Source organism: Catenulispora sp. MAP12-49, from assembly GCF_041262705.1.
Lineage (GTDB): Bacteria > Actinomycetota > Actinomycetes > Streptomycetales > Catenulisporaceae > Catenulispora.
In genome coordinates this window covers 94,201-111,400 of sequence record NZ_JBGCCP010000004.1, presented here as the reverse complement: position 1 = coordinate 111,400, position 17,200 = coordinate 94,201, and the positions used below count along the sequence as shown (strand labels likewise).

Below are 17,200 nucleotides of genomic sequence, written 5' to 3'. Positions count from 1 at the left end.
GGTCGACCCGGGCGGCGGGTGCCGCCCGAGTCGACTCTAGATTCAATCGTTTACATGTAGCAACATTCCGCCGGTCCCCGAAGCGCCGCCGTCCGCCACCGCGCGGCGTCATCGCGGTCAAGACCATCGCCAGTACCGCCGCACCGTCACGCCACACCGCTCTCGTGATCGCCGTCCGGTCCCGGGGCCCGAAGGCGCTCCTCGATCGCCGCCCGCAGCAGGTCAAGATGGATCGACAGCCCCGCCAGCGAATCCGGCGGCAGCGTCTGGACGACCTCCTGCAGCTCCCGCAGCCGGGCGGAGCGGACGTCGGCGAGCACCCGGCGGGTCCGCGGGCTCAGCCGCAGTTCGACCTCGCGGCGGCTGTTGCTGCTCGGGGTGCGCTGGATGAGGCCGTCGGCCTCCATGCGGTCGCACAGCCGGCTGGCGGCCGGGGGCCGGGTTCCCAGCACATCCGCCAGGGCGCGCAGGTTGATGCCCTCGGAGCGCTCGATGGCGCGCAGGGCCCGCAACTGAGAGGGTGGAACCGGACCCCCGGGCAGCGACTCCAGGCCCCGCCCCTGCAAGGCGTCCAGCAGTTCCACGACGGCGGCCGCCGTCCCAGCGACCGTCTCGAACAGCGGCGGATCCTGGGGCACCCCACCACTGTGCCACTGCGAAGCCGAGGCAACCACCCGCACCCGCCCGACGAGACCCGCCACGACGGCCCGACGACCGACACAGAATCAGGAACCGAAGTGATCGACTACCCAGCAGTGCAGCGGGCGCTGCACTCGGCCGCCCCCGAGGCGCTGCCGGAGACGCTGCGGGCCGTCCTGCTCACCATGGGTGTCAGCGACGCGCAGGTGCACCTGGTCGACTACGGACTGCGGGTGCTCATCCCGGTCGCCGGCCCGCCGGACTCGGTCCCGCTGCCCGTCCGGGACAGCGTTGAGGGCCGGGTGTTCGCCGGGCAGCAGCCGCTCGTCCATCGGCCGGACGACGGCACCACCGTCGTGACCGTGCCGATGACCGTGCGCGGCGACCGGCACGGAACCCTGACCGCGCGCCTGCCCTCCGACGACGCCGGCAGCGCCGAGGTGGAGGCGCTGGAGGCCGTCGCCCGCCTGCTCGGACACGAGATCGTCGTCGCCGACCGGGACACCGACCGCTACCAGCGGGCCCGCCGCGCCGCCCGGCTCACCCTGGCCGCGGAGACCCAGTGGGAGCTGCTGCCCGGCCGCTCCAGCCGGCGCCGCGAATACGCCCTGGGCGCCCAACTGGAGCCGGCCTACGCGATCCGCGGCGACGGCTACGACTGGGCCGCCGACGACACCAGCCTGATTCTCACCGTCGTCAACGGCATGGGAGAGGGCATCACGGCGGCGCTGCTGACGTCCCTGGCCGTGAACGCCCTGCGCAACGCCCGCCGCGCGGGCCTGACCCTGGCCGACCAGGCGGCGCTGGCCGACCAGGCCGTGTTCGCGCAGCATCGCGGGGACCTGTATGTCGCGGCCCTGCTGATGTCCTTCGCCTACGACACCGGCGAGGTGACGGTCGTGGACGCCGGCTCGCCGCAGATCTGGCGGCGCCGCGGACGCTCCATCGAGCAGGTCACCGTCGAACCCCAGCTGCCGCTGGGCATGTTCGAGGAGACGGCCTACAAGCCGCAGAGCTTCCAGGTGCGACGCGGCGACCGGCTGGTGATCGTCAGCGACGGCGTGCACACCGCCAGCTCGCCGCTGGGCGAGGCCTACGTCGAGAAGGCCCTGCACCGGGGCATCAACGACTCGGCCCTGCTGCCGCCGGCCGAGGTGCCCATCGCGATCCTGCGCGAGGTGTCGGAGCACAGGTCGGCCGACGCCGACGACGACGCGGTCGTGGTGTGTCTGGACTGGTTCGGCGACGAGGCCCGGGACTGACCGGACTTCCGCGCGGCGAAGATCGTTTGTTAGGCCGCCGTCCGGCTGGGTACCCGGTGCCCTCCCGAACGACGAGCAGGAGCAGCCATGATGCCGTGGAAGTCCCGAAAGAGGCAGGCTACGTATTCGCGGGTGCTCGACCAGATATCAGAGCACGACGTCGTCTGGGCCGCCGAGACGGTCGTCGGCACGGCCTGGATGACCACGCTGGACGACAGCGAAGAGCAGGCCGCGACGGCCCCGGATCTGCTCCCCGAGCAGCACGCCGCGCTCCGGCAGTTCGCCGAGCAGGAGCGCGCACGCTGGGAACAGGCACGCCGGATCCGCACGCTGGAAATCCTCTCCGACCGGGACCGCCTGGCCGCCGCCGAGCCACCGCCGGCGCGGCAATACGAACATCCGAGCGGTTGAACCTCCGACGCTTGGGTACGCGGGGGCCTCCTGAAAACCACTGACCGAGAGGCGGCACCACAATGGGTTTGATCGCGGCGGTACTGTTCGGCATCGCCTACTTCATCCATGGCAGCGGCACCTCGACCAACATCTGGTTCGACCCCACGAGCCTGATGCTCCTGGGCCTGGTCGCCCTGGCCCTGCACCTGCTCGGCGTCGGCACCACGTGGACGGCCCGCCGCCGCCGCTGACCGGAAGAAAAGCCACCCACCGCCCCGTGTACGGCAGAGAAGTATCGGGCTCTGCCGCACACGGGGCGCGGCCGTTTATTCCGGATCACACGCCGACCGTCACCGAGTGCTGCGCGGGCAGCGGCGCGTCCGCCGGCGGCTGGAGGGAGGAGACGACCTCCGCCAGTCGCGCGATCGCTTCCGGCCGGACCGAATAGCAGATCTTCGTACCCTCACGCCGGGTGCGGACCAGGCCCGCCTCCCGCAGCACCTTCAGATGCTGGGAGATGGTCGGCTGGCGGACGGCGAACAGGTCGGTGAAGTCGCAGGCGCAGGTCTCGGGCGTGGCCGCGAGCCGGCGCAGCATACCCAGGCGCGTCGGATGGGCGATCGCTCGCAGCATGGCCAACGGGTCGTCGGAGGAGGGCACCAGGTCATCCTATCGCGCGGCGACATGCCGATCACCTGCATATATTTGACGGTGCCTATATAGGGGTTCTACTATCTAAAAGCTCTGATAGTAGACCGGCGCCAGTCGCCGGTCCGACCGATGAGGAGCTTATGAGCGGGGAAGGTCCACACGCCGCGGTCACCCGGGAGCGGCGTCCGACCCGGACGGCGATGCTCGTCGCGCTCGGCATCGACGCGCTGGGCAGCGGTCTGTATCTGCCGTTGTCGCTGCTCTACTTCACTCTGGTGGTGGGGCTGCCCCTGCGGGAAGTCGGGCTGGCGCTGAGCGCCGCGACGGCCCTGACGCTCCCGATACCGCTGCTCGCCGGGGCCTGCGCCGACCGGTTCGGCGCGCGCCGCATCGTCGTGACCGCGCAGGTGCTGCAAGGCGTGGGGTTCTGCGGTTACCTGTTCGTCCACGGCGTCGTCGCCCTGCTCTTCGCGGCCCTGCTGGTCGGGATCGGAGAGCGGTCGTACTGGACCACCGTCTTCACCTTCGTCGCCGAGACGTCGGCCGGCCGGCAGCTCGACGCCTGGTACGCCCGCATCTCGGTGACCCGGAGCCTGGGGACCGGGTCCGGCGCGCTGCTCGCCGGTCTCGTGGTCGGGTCGGGGCGGCACTGGCTGTACCAGGTCGCGATCATCGCCAACGCCGTGAGCTTCGGGGTGGCGGCGATCCTGCTGGCCTCGATGGTCACCGACGACCGGACCGCGGACGACAACGCCGGTCGGGCCGGGAAGGCAGGCAAGACAGGGAAGGCCGACAAGGCCGACAAGCCCGCCAAGGCCGCGCACGGCGGCTATCGCACGGTCCTGCGAGACCGCCCGTTCCTCGCCTTCACCGCCACCAACCTCGCCTACTCCCTGTGCCTGACGATCGTGGTCGTCGCCCTGCCGGTCTACGTGGTCAAGGGCCTGGCCGGGCCCGGCTGGCTGGCCGGGACCCTGTTCACCGTCAACACCGCCCTGCTGGTCCTCACGCAGGCCCTGGTCACCAGGACCGTCGCGACGCGCCGGCGCACCAGAGTGCTGGCGGCGGCCGGTGTCCTGTGGGTCCTGTGGTCCCTGGCCATGGCCGCCGCCCCGCATGTCCCGCACGCCGCCCTGATCCCGTTCCTGCTCGTCGGCATGCTGGTGTTCACGGTCGCGGAGATGATGCAGTCGCCGACCTCGACCGCGCTGGCCGCCGCGGCCAGCGTCAGCGAGCTGCGCGGCCGCTACATGGCCGTCTACCAGTACGGCTACCAGGTCGCGAAGATCATCGCGCCGGTCCTTTTCACCCAGCTGTTCGTGGTCAGCCCCGGCCTGCCCTGGCTCGTGCTGGCGATCCTGACGGCCTGCGCGATCCCCGCCCTGCTGCTGCTCGAACGGAGCCTGCCCGCCGAAGCCCTGCGGCCCAAGCCGCCTGAGGAAGCCGCCCCCTCGGCCGCCCTCTCGGAGGAAGAACCCGCGGAAGAAGCTGGAGAAGGAGCCCCAGCAGAAGCCCCAGCAGAAGCCGCCTCGGAGAAGGAGACATCCCGATGACCAGTGGCCAGACCGACTACTTCGCCGATGCCCTCGGCGGACTGCCGGACACGGTCTGGGACGAGATCGCCGGCGAGCGCTTCTACTCCACCGCGCTGTGGCTGCGCCTGTGCGGACTCCCCGCCGGAAGCACCTCCGGCGGCCTGCACGTCGACCTGCCCGGCGGCGGCCGGGCCGCGCTGCCGATCGCCTCGGTCCAGCGCGAACCGAATCCGAACTCACGCTGGCAGGACCTCCTGACCGCCCGGGGACTGCCGAGCCCGGCGCCCGAGGGCATCCTCGTCGGCGCGCGCCGCGGCTATCTCAGCCACGTGATGACGACCCCCGGCGCGGATCGCAAGGTGGCCGCGGAGTATCTCCTCAAGGCCTTGCGTTCCCTGCCAGCTCCGCGCGCCGACGTCCCGCCTGCTCAGGTCGCGATGTACCTGACCACCGAGGACGTGCTCCTGCTGCGCGCCTGCGGCGTGGACACCCTCCCGGTCGCCCTGAACTCCGACGCCTGGATCGCGATTCCGGAGGGCGGCTTCGAGGACTGGCTGAGCACGCTCTCGGCCGGACGCCGCAACAGCGTCCGCCGGGAGATGCGCAGGTTCGAGGAGGCCGGCTATCAGGTCGAGGAAATGAGCCTGGGTGAGGCCCACGAGCACGTGGCACGCCTGCTCGCCCGCACCGAACTGCGCTATGGCCGCTCCCCCGACGTCGAGGCGCTCATCCGGTCCTTCCGCACGCAGGGCGAGGTCGCCGGCGAGCATGGCAGGGTCCTGCTGTGTTCCAAGGAGGGACAACCGCCCGTCGCCTTCTGCCTGTTCTACCGCCGGGACGACACCGTCTACCTGCGTGCGGTCGGCTTCGACTACGACCGACTGGACGGGGCCGGCGAGTACTTCAACCTCGCCTACTACCTGCCCATTCAGCGTCCTGGAGTGCGGTGGCTGCACGCCGGCATCTCCTCCCAGGAGGTCAAGGCCGCGCGGGGCGCGGTACTGCGCCCGCTGTGGCTGCTGGACCTCAGCGAGCGCAGCGTCCTGACCGGCCTGGACGCCGAGATCCGGGCCCACAACGCGGGCTTCGTGGCGAAACTCAGCGCATCCTCTCCGCTCATCGACCGGGCGCTGGACTCCGAACTCTGGGACGCCTTCAGCTGAGATCCACCAGGTCCTCCGGCCGGATCGGCACCCTGCTCACCGGGCGCCCGGTCGCCGCGCGCACGGCTGCGGCCACGGCCGCCGTGGAGGAGATGGCCGGCAACTCCCCAATCCCCCGGACGCCATAGGGCGCATGCGGATCAGCCAGTTCCAGAAGGTCCACGTTCACCGACGGCACATCGGCCATCGTGGGGATCAGGTATCCGGACAGAGACGCGTTGAGCACCTGCCCGTCGGCCACCTGGAGCTCCTCCATCAAGGCCAGCCCGACCCCCTGCACGGTCCCGCCGCTCAGCTGGCCCCGCAGCGCCAGCGGGTTGACCGCCCGCCCGACGTCCTGGGCGATGGCCAGCTCGACGACCCGGACCAGCCCCAACTCCACATCCACGTCCACGACCGCGCGGTGCGCGGCGAAGCCGAACGTCACCGCGGAATCGCCCTGTCCGTTGACCGGATCCAGCGGCTCCGTGGTCCGGTGGTGGAACCGGCTGGTCCGGTCGATGACGTTCTCCCCCAGCAACTCCGCGAGGCCGATCAGCGGCTCGCCGGCCGCGTCGACGACCGAGTCCTCGGCCAGGTCCCAGTGCTCTGCCGGGTCCCAGTGCTCTGCCGGGTCCCAGTGCTCAGCCGGGTCCCCGTGCTCGGCACGAGCCTCGCCAAGCCGCGCTCTGGCCAGCGTGAACACCTCCTCGCGGACCTCCAGGCACGCCGCGCGGACCGCGCCGCCGACCATGTACGTCTGCCGCGACGCCGACGCCGGCCCGGCGGACGGGAACCGCGTGTCCGCGCCGACCACCTCGACGTCGCCGACCCCGAGCTCGGTCCGGACGATCTGGCGCTTCACCCCGAGGACGCCCTGCCCCACCTCGGCCGCCGCGCTCGTCACCGTCGCGACCGGCGCTCCGCCGACCACGCGCAACCGGACGTTGGCTGTGGAGTGGTCGTCGAAGCCCTCGGAGAACATCGCGTTCTTCAGGCAGCTCGCGTAGCCCACGCCCCGGACGATCGCCGGATCCTGCGAGGTCCGCTCCGGGACCGGCAGCGCGCGCAGCCGGGTCAGCAGTTCGGCCACCGGGGCGGCGCTGTCCAGCACCTGCCCGGTCGGCAGGCTGCCGCCCTCGCTCAGGGCATTGCGAAGCCTGATCTCCACCGGGTCGACGCCGACCGCCTCGGCGAGCCGGTCCATCTGGCTCTCGAAGCCGAAGCACGGCTGGACGGTGCCGAACCCCCGCATCGCGCCGCACGGCGGGTTGTTCGTGTAGACCGCCACGGCCTCGGCGTGCACGTGGGGCACGGCGTAGGGCCCGACGGCGTGCGTGGCCGCGTTCCCGGCGATGGCCGGCGAGCTGGAGGCGTAGGCGCCGCCGTCCAGGAAGATCTCGGCTTTGACGTAGACCAGCCGGCCGTCGGGATCGGCGCCGTGCTCGTAGCGCAGGACCGCCGGATGGCGGTGCACGTGGCCGAAGAACGACTCGGTCCGGGAGTAGACCATCTTCACCGGGCGCCCCAGACGCAGGGCGATGAGACAGGCCGGGATGTGCACCGACAGGTCCTCGCGTCCGCCGAACGCCCCGCCGACCCCGGCCATGCTCACCACGACCTGGTCGGAGTCCAGAGCGAGCGAGGCGGCGATCTGTTCCTGGTCCACGTGCGGCCACTGCGTAGCCACCTGCAGCCGCACGCCGCCCTCACCGTCGGGGATAGCCAGCCCCGACTCGGTCCCCAGGAACACGTGGTCCTGCATGCCGACCGTGTACTCGCCTCGCACGACGACCGCGGCCGCCGGGAACTCCCCAGACTGCGCCGAGCCGCTGCGGATCACCTTGCGGGCCACCACATTCCCGCCCGGGTGCACTTCGGGGGAATCCGGTTCGGCGGCCGCGACAGGATCGGTGACCGGCGTGAGCACCTCGTACTCGACGCGGATCAGCTCGGCCGCCAGGCGCGCGGTCTCCGGGTCGTCGGCCGCCACGACCGCGACCGGCTCGCCGTGATAGCGCACCACGTCACCGGCCAGCACCGGCTGGTCGACCATCATCTGGCCGTAGAGCCGCCGGCCGGGGATGTCCTCGTGGGTGATCACGTCCCGCACGCCGGGCAGCTTCCGGGCCGGTTCGGTGTCGATGGCCAGGATCCGCGCGTGGGCATGCGGACTGCGCAGGGTCGCGGCCCACACCATGCCGTCGCCGACCAGGTCGGAGGAGTATTCGAAGACCCCTGAGATCTTCGCGGCGCCGTCCGCACGCCGCGGGCTGCCGCCGATGACGTCGTTCACGAAAGCCGTCCCTCCCCTGCGCGTTCGCCTGCGCGTTCACCGCCGGCCGCCGAGAGGACCGCGTCCACGATCGCCTGATAACCGGTGCAGCGGCACAGATTGCCGGCCATCTCGGCCCGGACCTCGGCCTCGGTCGGGTCCGGGATCCGGCGCAGCAGGTCGTCGGCGGCCATCACCATGCCCGGCGAGCAGAAGCCGCACTGCACGGCGCCGGCCTCGAGGAACGCGCGCTGCACCGGATGCAGGCCCGGTCCGTCTCCGACCGCGCCGAGCCCGGCCACTGTGCTCACCTCCCGGTCGTCGGCCTGCACAGCCGGGACCAGGCAGGCGTTCACCAGAACGCCGTCGAGCCGGACCGAGCAGGATCCGCATTCCCCCTGTTCGCACGCGTTCTTGACGCCTGTCAGGCCCCAGCGATCCCTCAGCAGGCGCAGCAGGCTCTCGCCGGCCCAGACGTCCTCGGCGCTGTGCGTCTTGCCGTCCACGGTCACGCTGATCCGCATGAGACCTCCTCGCCTCGCCGGTCGTCCCAGACTTTGCGCAGGCTCCGTCGTACGAGCACCGCGGTCGCGTGCGCGCGGTACGCGGCGCCGGCTCTGAAGTCGGTCCGGGCGTCCAAGCCGCCGGCCGCCAGGTCGCCGCACCGCCGCAGGAGGTCGTCGGCCGGCGGCTCGTCGGCGTCCCAGGCCTGCTCGTCCAGTCCGGCGGCCAGGAAGTCCTCCGCGACGAACGCCCGGCACGGCATGTCCCCGACGGCCCCGATCCCGATCCGGGCCCGGCGGCGCCGGACGTCCAGCTCGACGGCGACGGAACACACCGCCTTCACCACGCCCCGGCGCTGCCCGATCTTGACGAAGTGCTGCGGTCCGGTCGGCTTGGGAACGCGCACGCCGACGATCAGCTCGTCCCGCGCGAGGGCTGTGCGCTCTGAACCAGAGGCCAGATAGAACTGCCACGCCGGAACCCAGCGGGCACCACGGACCGAGCACAGTCCGACCTCCGCGTCGGCGGCCAGCATCATCGGATGCAGGTCCCCGGTCGGCGAGGCGGTGCCCAGGGCTCCGCCGATCGTGCCCCGGTTGCGCACCTGGCGGGAGCCGACCTCGCGCGCGGCCATGGCCAGGCCCGGCAGCCGGAGCGCGTGCCGCTCGCCGATGCCGGTGTAGGTGGTTCCGCAGCCGAGGTGTATCCGGTCCCCGTCCTCCTGCCAGTCCGCGATCCCCGGGATCAGGCTGAGGTCGAGCAGCGCGGGAGGGTGGAAGTGGTCCCGGCTCAAGGCGACCATCACGTCGGTGCCGCCGGCGATCGGGACGGCATCGGCGTGCTCGGAGCGCACGGCCAGCGCCTCGTCCCAGCTCTTCGGCCGATACAGTCGCATTCGTCCCCCGTTCAGTCGGGCGGACCGGCCGGGCCGATCCGCTGGGTCACCGCCGCCAGCCGGAAGCCCTGGTGCCGGGCCGCCGCCAGGACGTCGTCCTTCCGGAGTCCGTCGCGCGCGACGTGGAGCGTGCCGTAGGGATTGCCGCCGGCGACGGTCACCACCGGATCGGTGTAGCCGGGGGCGACGATCAGCGCCGACCAGGTGTGCATCGCCGTGTAGACGGACAGCAGCATCGATTCGCCGCCGGCGTGCACGTCGAGCGTCGTGCCGAAGGCCGTTACCGCCTTGTTCGAATACCTCTCCGCAGGCAGGGCTGCCTCGGTCGCCTGCAGGAAGCGCATGAGTTCCGGCGGCGCCGATCCGGCGGCCGGGTGCGCGCCCCAGGCCAGGGCGTCCGCCCAGGCCACGTCGTGGGGATCGGCCAACGGTATGGCCGGGGTCGTGGCCGTGGCACCGTGATCCGGCCCGTCGCCGCCGGCCAGACAGGGGATCCGCCGCATCCGCACGTCACCGCCCGCGTCCCGCACCCCGGCGGCGAGCGCCTCGGCCAGCTGCGCCAGCGCCGCGTCCCCGTCTTGGAACAGGACGGCGACCCGGGTTGTGCGGCCCTGTCGCAGACCTCTCATCGTCTGTCCGCGTATCCGGTGGTCCCGCAGTGCACGGACGCGACCGGCGAGCCGGGCGACGCGGCGGCCGGTCTCGTGCGCCGCGTTCTCCTCGACGTCGAGGATCTTGCCGTAGCTGGCGCACACGGACAGGCCGAAGGGGTTGGCTCCGGTGGCCTGCCATCCGGGGGCGGCGGGATCGGCCGACATCACCAGCGCGCCCCAGTGGTACATGCTGCGGTACAGCGCCGACAACGTGGCCTCCTGGCCGCCGTTGGGGCTGGTCGAGCTGGTCATGCCCGTGACCGCGCAGTCGGCGAGCAGCCCCCGGGACCACAGGTCGCTCGTGGAGTCGATGAAGCGTTTGAAGGAGGCTGAGACGTTCCCGTAGTGGGTCGGGGTGCCCCAGACGATCCCGTCGGCCCAGAGCAGGTCGTCGTGGGTGGGCGCGGGAGGCCGCCGGCCGTCGTCGTCGAACAGGACCTGGGAGTCCGCGTCGATGGCCGGTATCCGCAGCAGGCGCACGGTCGCGCCCGCGTCCCTGGCCCCGGCCGCGGCGGCCAGGGCCAGGGCGTGCTGCGTGCCCTTGCGCGAGTGGTAGATGACCGCCACGTTCGCCGCCGGCTCAGTCGACCACGACCTCGATCCCAGCTCGGACACGGTCGGCCTCCCCCGCGATGTCCGCGATATCTGTGATCCCCGTGATGCCCGTGCTGTCCGCGTCCAGCGGCGCGTCGGCCATCACAGACACCGCCCGCGCGTCGCCGTCGACGAAGGCCGCGAGTTCGTCTCCGGGCACCTTGCTGACCAGGACGGCTCGGCAGCGCGCGGGCGCAGCGGGCGGCGAGGGCTCCAGCAGCGGCCAGCGCGCGTCGCGCACCGTCCAGCTGACCGGCGCGTCCTTGCTGAGGACGTCGACCAGCCGGCCGGGCGGGTGCTCGACGAAGACGTGCCGGGCCCGCCGGATCGGCCGCGGGTACTCGACCGGGCGGCCCAGCGCGATGTCGACGATGCGCTCTTCCAGGGAGCTGCCGGTCGCCAGGCCCCACAGGATGCTGATTCCCCCGCCGGGGATCCGCAGGGCCACCTCCATCAGGACCACGCCGCGGGGCGACAGCCGGAATTCGGCGTGGGCTACGCCGCTGTGGAATCCCAGTCGCCGCAGCACTTCGGTGTTCACCCGTTCGAGCTCCGCAGCGTCTTCCGGCGACAGGCCGGGCGCCGGGAGGGTGTGAGCGGTCTCGACGAACCGGCCGCCGCCCTCGTTCGTCTCCTTGGCCGTGATCCCCGACCACAGCACCTCGCCGTCGGCGACGAGCGCCTCCACCGAGAACTCCGGGCCGGCGACGCGCTCCTCGATCAGCAGGGTCTCAGTGGCCGGATAGCCGGCGAGCAGAGCCGGCAGGTCGGCCAGTTCGGCCGCCGAGGCGACCTCCCGCACGCCGGAACTGCTCATCCGGGACGTCGGCTTCACGATCAGCGGACCGCCCCAGTCCAGGTCCGCGCCGGCGATGTCCGAACGCGCGGCCGGCGCGACCGCACGCCACCTCGGTGCGAACTCGGGCAACAGGAGGCGCTGGTAGAGCTTGTTCCGGCTGATCGTCGCGGCGCTCCAGCCGGAGCCGGGCAGGCCGAGCAGGTGCGCGGTCGCGGCCGCGGGTTCGACGAAGTACTCCCCGCAGGAGATCACGCCTCGCACGGAGCGGCGGCCGGCCAGTTCACCCACCTCGGCCAGGACCGACTCCACGGAGGCGTCGGCGACGAGCCGCAGGTCTTCTAGATCGGACAACGGGTGCCCGCTGTCCTTCATCAGGGCTCGCAGACGCCCGGTGTCCGCGCCGTCGGTGGCGACCATCACCGGGGCCACCCCCAGCTCGCGCGCGTAGGTGACCAGCCGGAGGTGGCGGATCAGCATCTTGAGCGACGTCATGATCAGCAGGGTCGGCGTGGCGGTGGCGGCGGCGGTGCTGTCGGTGGTGCTGTCGGTGGTGTCGGTCATGCGGTGCCCTCCCTGGAGGATGTCGCCCGGCCGTTGGCCCGCGCGACGTGCCCCGCTCGCTGCCCGATCTCGCTGCGGACCGCGGAGACCAGCGCGCCGGCCGGGACGTCGTCGACCACGTACGCCTTCGCTCCGATCCGCACGCCGTCGCCGATGTCGACCGGGCCGAGGATCACGGAGTTGGCACCGACCACGACATCGGAGCCGAGCGCGGGATGCCGGCGCTCGCCCGGGGGCCGGCGGTTGTCCCGCCGCCAGCCCAGGGCGCCGAGGGTCACCTGGTGGTAGAGCGTCACGTCGTCCCCGATGACGGACGTCTCCCCGATCACCGTGCCGCAGCCGTGGTCGATGAACAGCCGGCGGCCGATCCGCGCGCCGGGATGGATCTCGATCCCGCCGGACAGTCCCCGGCCGACCACCGAGATCACCCGCGCCAGTACCGGCCGCCCGGATCCGTGGACCTCGTGCGCGACGCGGTAGGTCCACAGGGCCACCAGGTGCGGGGACAGCAACGCCTCGGCGGTGGTGTGCACCGAGGGGTCGCGCTCGACCACCACGGCCACGTCCTCGCGCATGCGCTCCACGCATTCGCGCGCCTGCATCACGGCCTTGCGCAGCGCCTTCACCGGCCGAGCTCCACCCACTGCTCGGGCGTGCCCGAGCAGGGGAAGACGGTGACGACGACCGCCGACGGCGGCATCCGCGCCGCGTAGTCCTTGGCGATCAGCCAATTGGCCGCGGCCGAACTCCCGATGCGCATCCCGGTGGCGTCGAAGAACTCTCCCATGGCATCGAGCGCGCGCCGGGTCGGCACGTGGCGCTGCTCGTGGATCCACTCGTCGTGCGCTTTGACGAACGGCTGCCGGATCCCGAAGCCGTGGCCGCCGGATCCTTCATAGGTCGGTTTGCCGCCGGGTGCCTCGGGATTGCCGTACGGCGCCTCCTCCGGCGTGACGCCGACGGCCCGGACGTCCGGGAACCGCTTGCGCAACGCCCGCAGCACGCCGACCAGGGTGCCTCCGCTGCCGATGGAGGCGATCCACAGATCCGGTCTGCGCTCGCCGAGCTGGGTGAGGATCTCGGCCCCGGTGGTCTGCTCGTGCATCGCGACGTTGACCGGGTTGCTGTGCTGGAAGACCAGGGTCCAGCCGGGCTCCTCGACGGCTATCCGCTGCGACCTCCGAATGACCCGCAGGAACCCCAGTTCCTTGGGGACGAGGTCGACCAGGGAGCCGCGGCCCTCCAGCGTGTCGATCAGGCTTTTCGGGACGAAGGATCCGAGGACGAACCTGGTCTGCACCCCGGTCCGCATCCCCAGGAACGACATGGCCTCGGCCAGGTCGCCGCCGGAGTACGCGACCAGGCGCAGGTCCCGCGGGTCGCCGTCGCCGTGGGTCCGCAGCGCGTCGGCCATCAGGGCGTAGGCGATCCGGTCCTTGATCGAGCCGATCGGGTTCTCCCACTCGCATTTGGCCAGGATCCGCGCGCCGCCCTCGACGGAGGGCACCTCCTTCAGCGGGGTGGCGCCGAGCCGGGCCCGGAAGTCCGCGAGCACCGGGTAGCGGCGGTGGACCTCGGTGAAGTCCAGGACGGCGGCCGGGTCGGCCGCGGAGAACGGTTGCTGGAGCTGGTCCCCTGCCGGGGCGGACTCGTCGACGAGCCCCGGGCCGGTCTGTGCGGTCACGAGTCCACCTCCTCGGCCAGGCGGAATCCGATGGCGTAGATGCGCCGGTCGAACCAGCCGTGGCGTCTTGTACAGCGGGCCAGGTCCCCGAAGCGGGTGAAGCTGCCGCCGCGGGCCACCCGGTAGGCGTCGGCCGTGGCCAGCAGGTCGTCGGCGACGGACACGCCGCCGGGGTAGGGCCGGTAGTCGTCGGCGACGAACTCTTCGACGTTGCCGGCCATGTCGTCCGCGCCGAACGGGCTGCGGCCGGCCGGATAGATCCCGACCGGAGTGGTCGTCAGCGGACCGGATTCGACGGTGTTCGCACAGTCCGGCCGGAACTGCGCGCCCCACGGGTACTCGTGCTCTGGCTCGCCGCCGCTCGCCGCATACTCCCACTCGGGTTCGGTGGGCAGCCGGAAGCGGCGGCCGGTGCGCGCGGCGAGCCACGCGGCGTAGGCGTCGGCGTCCTCGGGCCGCACCGTCCAGACCGGGTGGTTCGCACGGTGTGCGGGGTAGCAGCCGAGTTCCCACGAGGTGGGCAGGACGTCCAGGCCGGTGTCCTGCAGGAAGGCCCGGTACTCCAGGTTCGTCACCGGGTAGCGCATGATCCGGAAGGCGTCGACCTGGACCTCGTGGCGTGGGCACTCCTTCTGGATCCAGGCGTCCACGACCCCGACGCCGGACCACCGGTCCACGACCGTTCGCACCTCGTCCGGCGGCAGGCCGATCGGCACGCGGGCGGCCGGGACGGCGACCAGCTCGGGATCGTCGGGGCGGATCCGCGGATCGCCGACGAGGGCCAGGATCGAGCCGGCGGCGCAGCGCCGGTCGAACTCCTGCGTCCGGCTCGCGCACACGATCGCGAGGTGCTCGGCCGGGAGCTGGAACAAGTCCAGGTGCTGGGAGAAGAGGTCATGGGGCAGCCGCTCCACGAGCGAGGCGGGAAGGCCCATGGCCGCGCGGTCGTCCAGCTTGTTCGGGTCCTTCACCGTCAGGGCCGGTGGGGAAGTGGTCGTCACGTCGCCTCCCCGGCGATCTCGGCGGTCCCGGAGGTCCCGGCGATCTCAGCGATCTCGTAGACCGCGCCGTCGTAGGAGCCGGCCAGGAACAGCCGCCGGACGGGGTCGTGGGCCAGGGAGGAGATGCCGGAGGTCGTCGGCCGCTCCTGGACGGTCCAGGTCCCGCTCCGGCGGTCGTACACCTTGACGTGTCCGTGGTAGGAACCGGTGGCCACCAGGCGGCCGGTGTCGTCGGCGGTGACGCACTTGATCGAGTTCGGGTGCGCCGTGGCCACGACGGCCGCGGTGAAGTCCGGCTCCCAGATGCGCAGCCGCAGGTCGCGGCCGACACTGGCGAACCGGCCGCGGCCCAGGCCGACGCAGCCGTTGGCGATCCGGTCGTGCGCCTCCTCGATCCGGTGCACCGGCTCCAGGGTCCGGGTGTCGTGCCAGGCCACTGAGGTGTCGGCGCACACCGAGAAGAGCAGGTCGCCGGAGACGGCCACGCCCTTGACCGCGTTCGCGTGCAGCGGCAGGTCCACGACGTGCCGCAGCTCGCCGTCCGGGTCGAGCCGGAACACCAGGCCCTCGCCGGTGTAGGCGCCGACAAGCAGGTGCTCGACGCCGTCCGCCGAGAAGGTGACGCCGCAGTTCAGCGGCGAGCGGTGCTGGTGCAGCAGCCGTCCGGTGCCGGCGTCCATGAGCCGGCCGAGCTGGCCGCCGGTGACGACCAGCGAGCTGAGCGGGGTGAGGAAGTTGCACAGGCTGCCCATCGACGCCTGCGCGACGCCGTCCCGCAGCACGATGCCGGCGTCGCCGACGGTCAGGACGCTGCCGTCGTGGGCGCAGACCGCGTTGACGCCGGGAGTCGGCGGGACCTCGCCGGCCTTCCAGGCGTCCCTCTCGTAGTCGTAGGTCCGGTAGGTCGCCCCGAACGTCCCGAAGACCAGGGTGGATCCGGCGGCGAACGCGCAGGAGCGGGGCCAGACGTCGTCGGGGATGTCGGACTGCCCGACGCGGCGCGGCTGGTCGCCCGCGGTGTCCCAGAGGATCAGCTTCCGGTCGTAGCTCAGGCTGACCAGCAGGTTCCGGTCGGCGTCGAGCACCAGGCGCTTGATCCCGGCGTCGTGGCCCGGGACCACCGTGCGCCGCTGCCCGCTGATCGCGATGATCCGGCCCTCGTCGTTTCCGGCGTAGATGGTGCCGTCGGGGCCGATCACGACGGTGTCGGTCTCCACGCCGCCGAGGTCGATGTCCTCGATGAGCTCGCCGGTGGCCGAGGACCAGCGCTTGACGGTCCCGTCGTCGCTGGAGGTGACGACCTCCTTGCCGTCACGCGACCAGTCCACGGAGATGACGTCCGCGGTGTGGCCGGCGCACCGGTGCACCAGGTTCCCGGCGAAGTCGTAGACCCGCAGCCCGTGGTCCCGCGAGGCGGTGGCGACCAGTTCCAGGTTCGGGTGGAAGGCCGACATCTCGACGTCGTCGGTCTGGTCGTTGAGCACCGCGCGCAGCCGCAGGTCCGGGACCGACCAGAGCCGGGCGGTGTAGTCGCTGGAGGAGGTCACCAGCAGGGTGCCGTCGGGGCTGAACGCGCACTGGTTGGCCAGGTGGTCGTGCAGGACGCGGGTCACGGGCCGCTCAGTGGCCTGATCCCACAGGATCACCTGGTTGTCATAGCCGGCGGTGGCGACGTACTTGTCCTGATACGCGGCGATGCCGCTGATGGGGCTCTTGTGACTGATCACGTTTCACCCTCCTGCCCGGTCGATGCTGATCGCGTGTCCGGCGTACTCGACCTTGGCGGTGAGATAGCGGCGGTTGGCCTCGGTGATGTGGACCTCGGTGAGGCGCTGCCGGTGGACGCGCACCCCGGCGGCCCGCAGCTGCCTGACCTTCTCGGGATTGTTCGACAGCACGTCCACCTCCCGCAGCTCCAGGGCGATGAGCATCTGCGCCGCCACGGCATAGGTGCGCTGGTCGTCGCCGAAGTTCAGGGCGCGGTTGGCCTCGAAGGTGTCCATGCCGGTGTCCTGGAGGACGTAGGCGTCGATCTTGTTGTACAGGCCGATCCCGCGCCCTTCCTGGCGCAGGTACAGCAGCAGGCCTCCCTTGTCCTGCATGAGCAGCATCGCCTCGCGCAGCTGCGGCCCGCAGTCGCAGCGCCGCGACCCCAGCACGTCCCCGGTCAGGCACTCCGAATGGAGCCGGACCAGGGGCCTTCGCTGGGACAGAGCGTCGCCGAAGACGACCATCAGGTGCTCGCCGCCGTCGCTGAGGCCGTCGAACGTGATGACCTCGCCGGCGGCGATCACGCCCGGGGAGACCTCCAGGGGGACGTTCACCCTGGCGCGCACCCGCGGTGGTCCGGTCGGTGCGATCGGTCTGGCCGATGCGATCGGTGCGGTCGGTCCGGTCTGTTTGTTCGGTCCGATCGGGACTCCGGCGGCGAGGTGCCGGACCGGAGCGTCGTCGGTCGGGAAGAAGTCGTCAACCATCCTCATCCCCCATGTTCGCCCGTCGGGCGCGGGGTCCTCCGCTGTGAGGATCTGCGCCGCACGTCAAACCGGTGCAGTGAACAGCCTATCTCAGGATTCTTATATTCGCGCCGATGTGACGGGTTCCTGCCACCA

17 protein-coding genes are annotated in these 17,200 nt (G+C 71.8%); 5 read left to right on the top strand and 12 right to left on the bottom strand.

All coding sequences use genetic code 11. From position 1 onward, the window contains the following. Positions 1-146 precede the first annotated feature (146 nt). Positions 147-638, bottom strand: a complete 492-nt coding sequence (locus tag ABIA35_RS10530; RefSeq protein WP_370334157.1) for a MarR family winged helix-turn-helix transcriptional regulator — start codon at positions 636-638, stop codon at positions 147-149. A gap of 99 nt (positions 639-737) precedes the next feature. Between ABIA35_RS10530 and ABIA35_RS10525 the strand changes: the two genes are divergently transcribed. The 3 genes from ABIA35_RS10525 to ABIA35_RS10515 all read left to right on the top strand — a co-directional run bounded on the left by ABIA35_RS10525 (position 738) and on the right by ABIA35_RS10515 (position 2,545). Next, positions 738-1,901, top strand: a complete 1,164-nt coding sequence (locus ABIA35_RS10525) for a PP2C family protein-serine/threonine phosphatase (RefSeq protein WP_370357693.1) — start codon at positions 738-740, stop codon at positions 1,899-1,901. Between the two features lie 132 nt (positions 1,902-2,033). Next, on the top strand, positions 2,034-2,312 hold the full coding sequence (locus ABIA35_RS10520; RefSeq protein WP_370334155.1) for a hypothetical protein: 279 nt from the start codon (positions 2,034-2,036) through the stop codon (positions 2,310-2,312). A 62-nt stretch (positions 2,313-2,374) separates the two neighbouring features. Next, positions 2,375-2,545, top strand: coding sequence for a hypothetical protein (locus ABIA35_RS10515; RefSeq protein ID WP_370334154.1), 171 nt, complete (start codon positions 2,375-2,377; stop codon positions 2,543-2,545). Positions 2,546-2,630: 85 nt separating this feature from the next. Here ABIA35_RS10515 and ABIA35_RS10510 read toward each other — a convergent pair whose 3' ends face one another. After that, positions 2,631-2,927 (bottom strand): ArsR/SmtB family transcription factor, encoded by a 297-nt coding sequence (locus ABIA35_RS10510; RefSeq protein ID WP_370335173.1) that lies wholly within the window; start codon positions 2,925-2,927, stop codon positions 2,631-2,633. A 158-nt stretch (positions 2,928-3,085) separates the two neighbouring features. Here ABIA35_RS10510 and ABIA35_RS10505 point away from each other — a divergent pair, with 158 nt between their 5' ends. Further along, complete coding sequence (locus tag ABIA35_RS10505) at positions 3,086-4,498, top strand: MFS transporter (RefSeq protein ID WP_370357692.1); 1,413 nt, start codon at positions 3,086-3,088, stop codon at positions 4,496-4,498. Continuing rightward, positions 4,495-5,643, top strand: a complete 1,149-nt coding sequence (locus tag ABIA35_RS10500; RefSeq protein WP_370357691.1) for a GNAT family N-acetyltransferase — start codon at positions 4,495-4,497, stop codon at positions 5,641-5,643. Before ABIA35_RS10505 ends, ABIA35_RS10500 begins: the two co-directional genes overlap by 4 nt. Here the strand turns inward: ABIA35_RS10500 and ABIA35_RS10495 are convergent. From ABIA35_RS10495 to ribA, 10 genes are all read right to left on the bottom strand, one after another. Further along, a complete protein-coding gene (locus ABIA35_RS10495; RefSeq protein ID WP_370357690.1) occupies positions 5,636-7,918 on the bottom strand; it encodes a xanthine dehydrogenase family protein molybdopterin-binding subunit in 2,283 nt (760 codons plus the stop codon). The genes ABIA35_RS10500 and ABIA35_RS10495 overlap by 8 nt on opposite strands. After that, complete coding sequence (locus ABIA35_RS10490; RefSeq protein WP_370357689.1) at positions 7,915-8,421, bottom strand: (2Fe-2S)-binding protein; 507 nt, start codon at positions 8,419-8,421, stop codon at positions 7,915-7,917. The genes ABIA35_RS10495 and ABIA35_RS10490 overlap by 4 nt, the downstream gene beginning before the upstream one ends. Beyond that, complete coding sequence (locus tag ABIA35_RS10485) at positions 8,406-9,296, bottom strand: xanthine dehydrogenase family protein subunit M (protein ID WP_370357688.1); 891 nt, start codon at positions 9,294-9,296, stop codon at positions 8,406-8,408. Before ABIA35_RS10485 ends, ABIA35_RS10490 begins: the two co-directional genes overlap by 16 nt. Positions 9,297-9,307: 11 nt before the next feature. Then, positions 9,308-10,564: an NAD(P)H-dependent oxidoreductase gene (locus ABIA35_RS10480; protein WP_370357687.1), complete on the bottom strand. Its 1,257-nt coding sequence runs from the start codon at positions 10,562-10,564 to the stop codon at positions 9,308-9,310. Next, positions 10,530-11,903: an acetyl-CoA carboxylase biotin carboxylase subunit family protein gene (locus tag ABIA35_RS10475; RefSeq protein ID WP_370357686.1), complete on the bottom strand. Its 1,374-nt coding sequence runs from the start codon at positions 11,901-11,903 to the stop codon at positions 10,530-10,532. Before ABIA35_RS10475 ends, ABIA35_RS10480 begins: the two co-directional genes overlap by 35 nt. Next, positions 11,900-12,529, bottom strand: a complete 630-nt coding sequence (epsC, locus tag ABIA35_RS10470) for a serine O-acetyltransferase EpsC (RefSeq protein ID WP_370357685.1) — start codon at positions 12,527-12,529, stop codon at positions 11,900-11,902. The genes ABIA35_RS10475 and epsC overlap by 4 nt, the downstream gene beginning before the upstream one ends. Continuing rightward, the gene (locus tag ABIA35_RS10465) at positions 12,526-13,587 is read right to left on the bottom strand and encodes a pyridoxal-phosphate dependent enzyme (RefSeq protein ID WP_370357684.1); all 1,062 of its coding nucleotides are present in this window, start codon (positions 13,585-13,587) and stop codon (positions 12,526-12,528) included. Before ABIA35_RS10465 ends, epsC begins: the two co-directional genes overlap by 4 nt. After that, on the bottom strand, positions 13,584-14,522 hold the full coding sequence (locus ABIA35_RS10460; protein ID WP_370357966.1) for a formylglycine-generating enzyme family protein: 939 nt from the start codon (positions 14,520-14,522) through the stop codon (positions 13,584-13,586). Before ABIA35_RS10460 ends, ABIA35_RS10465 begins: the two co-directional genes overlap by 4 nt. Positions 14,523-14,584: 62 nt before the next feature. Continuing rightward, positions 14,585-16,315, bottom strand: coding sequence for a WD40 repeat domain-containing protein (locus ABIA35_RS10455; RefSeq protein WP_370357683.1), 1,731 nt, complete (start codon positions 16,313-16,315; stop codon positions 14,585-14,587). A 3-nt stretch (positions 16,316-16,318) separates the two neighbouring features. After that, a complete protein-coding gene (ribA, locus tag ABIA35_RS10450) occupies positions 16,319-16,912 on the bottom strand; it encodes a GTP cyclohydrolase II RibA (protein ID WP_370357965.1) in 594 nt (197 codons plus the stop codon). Positions 16,913-17,200 lie beyond the last annotated feature (288 nt).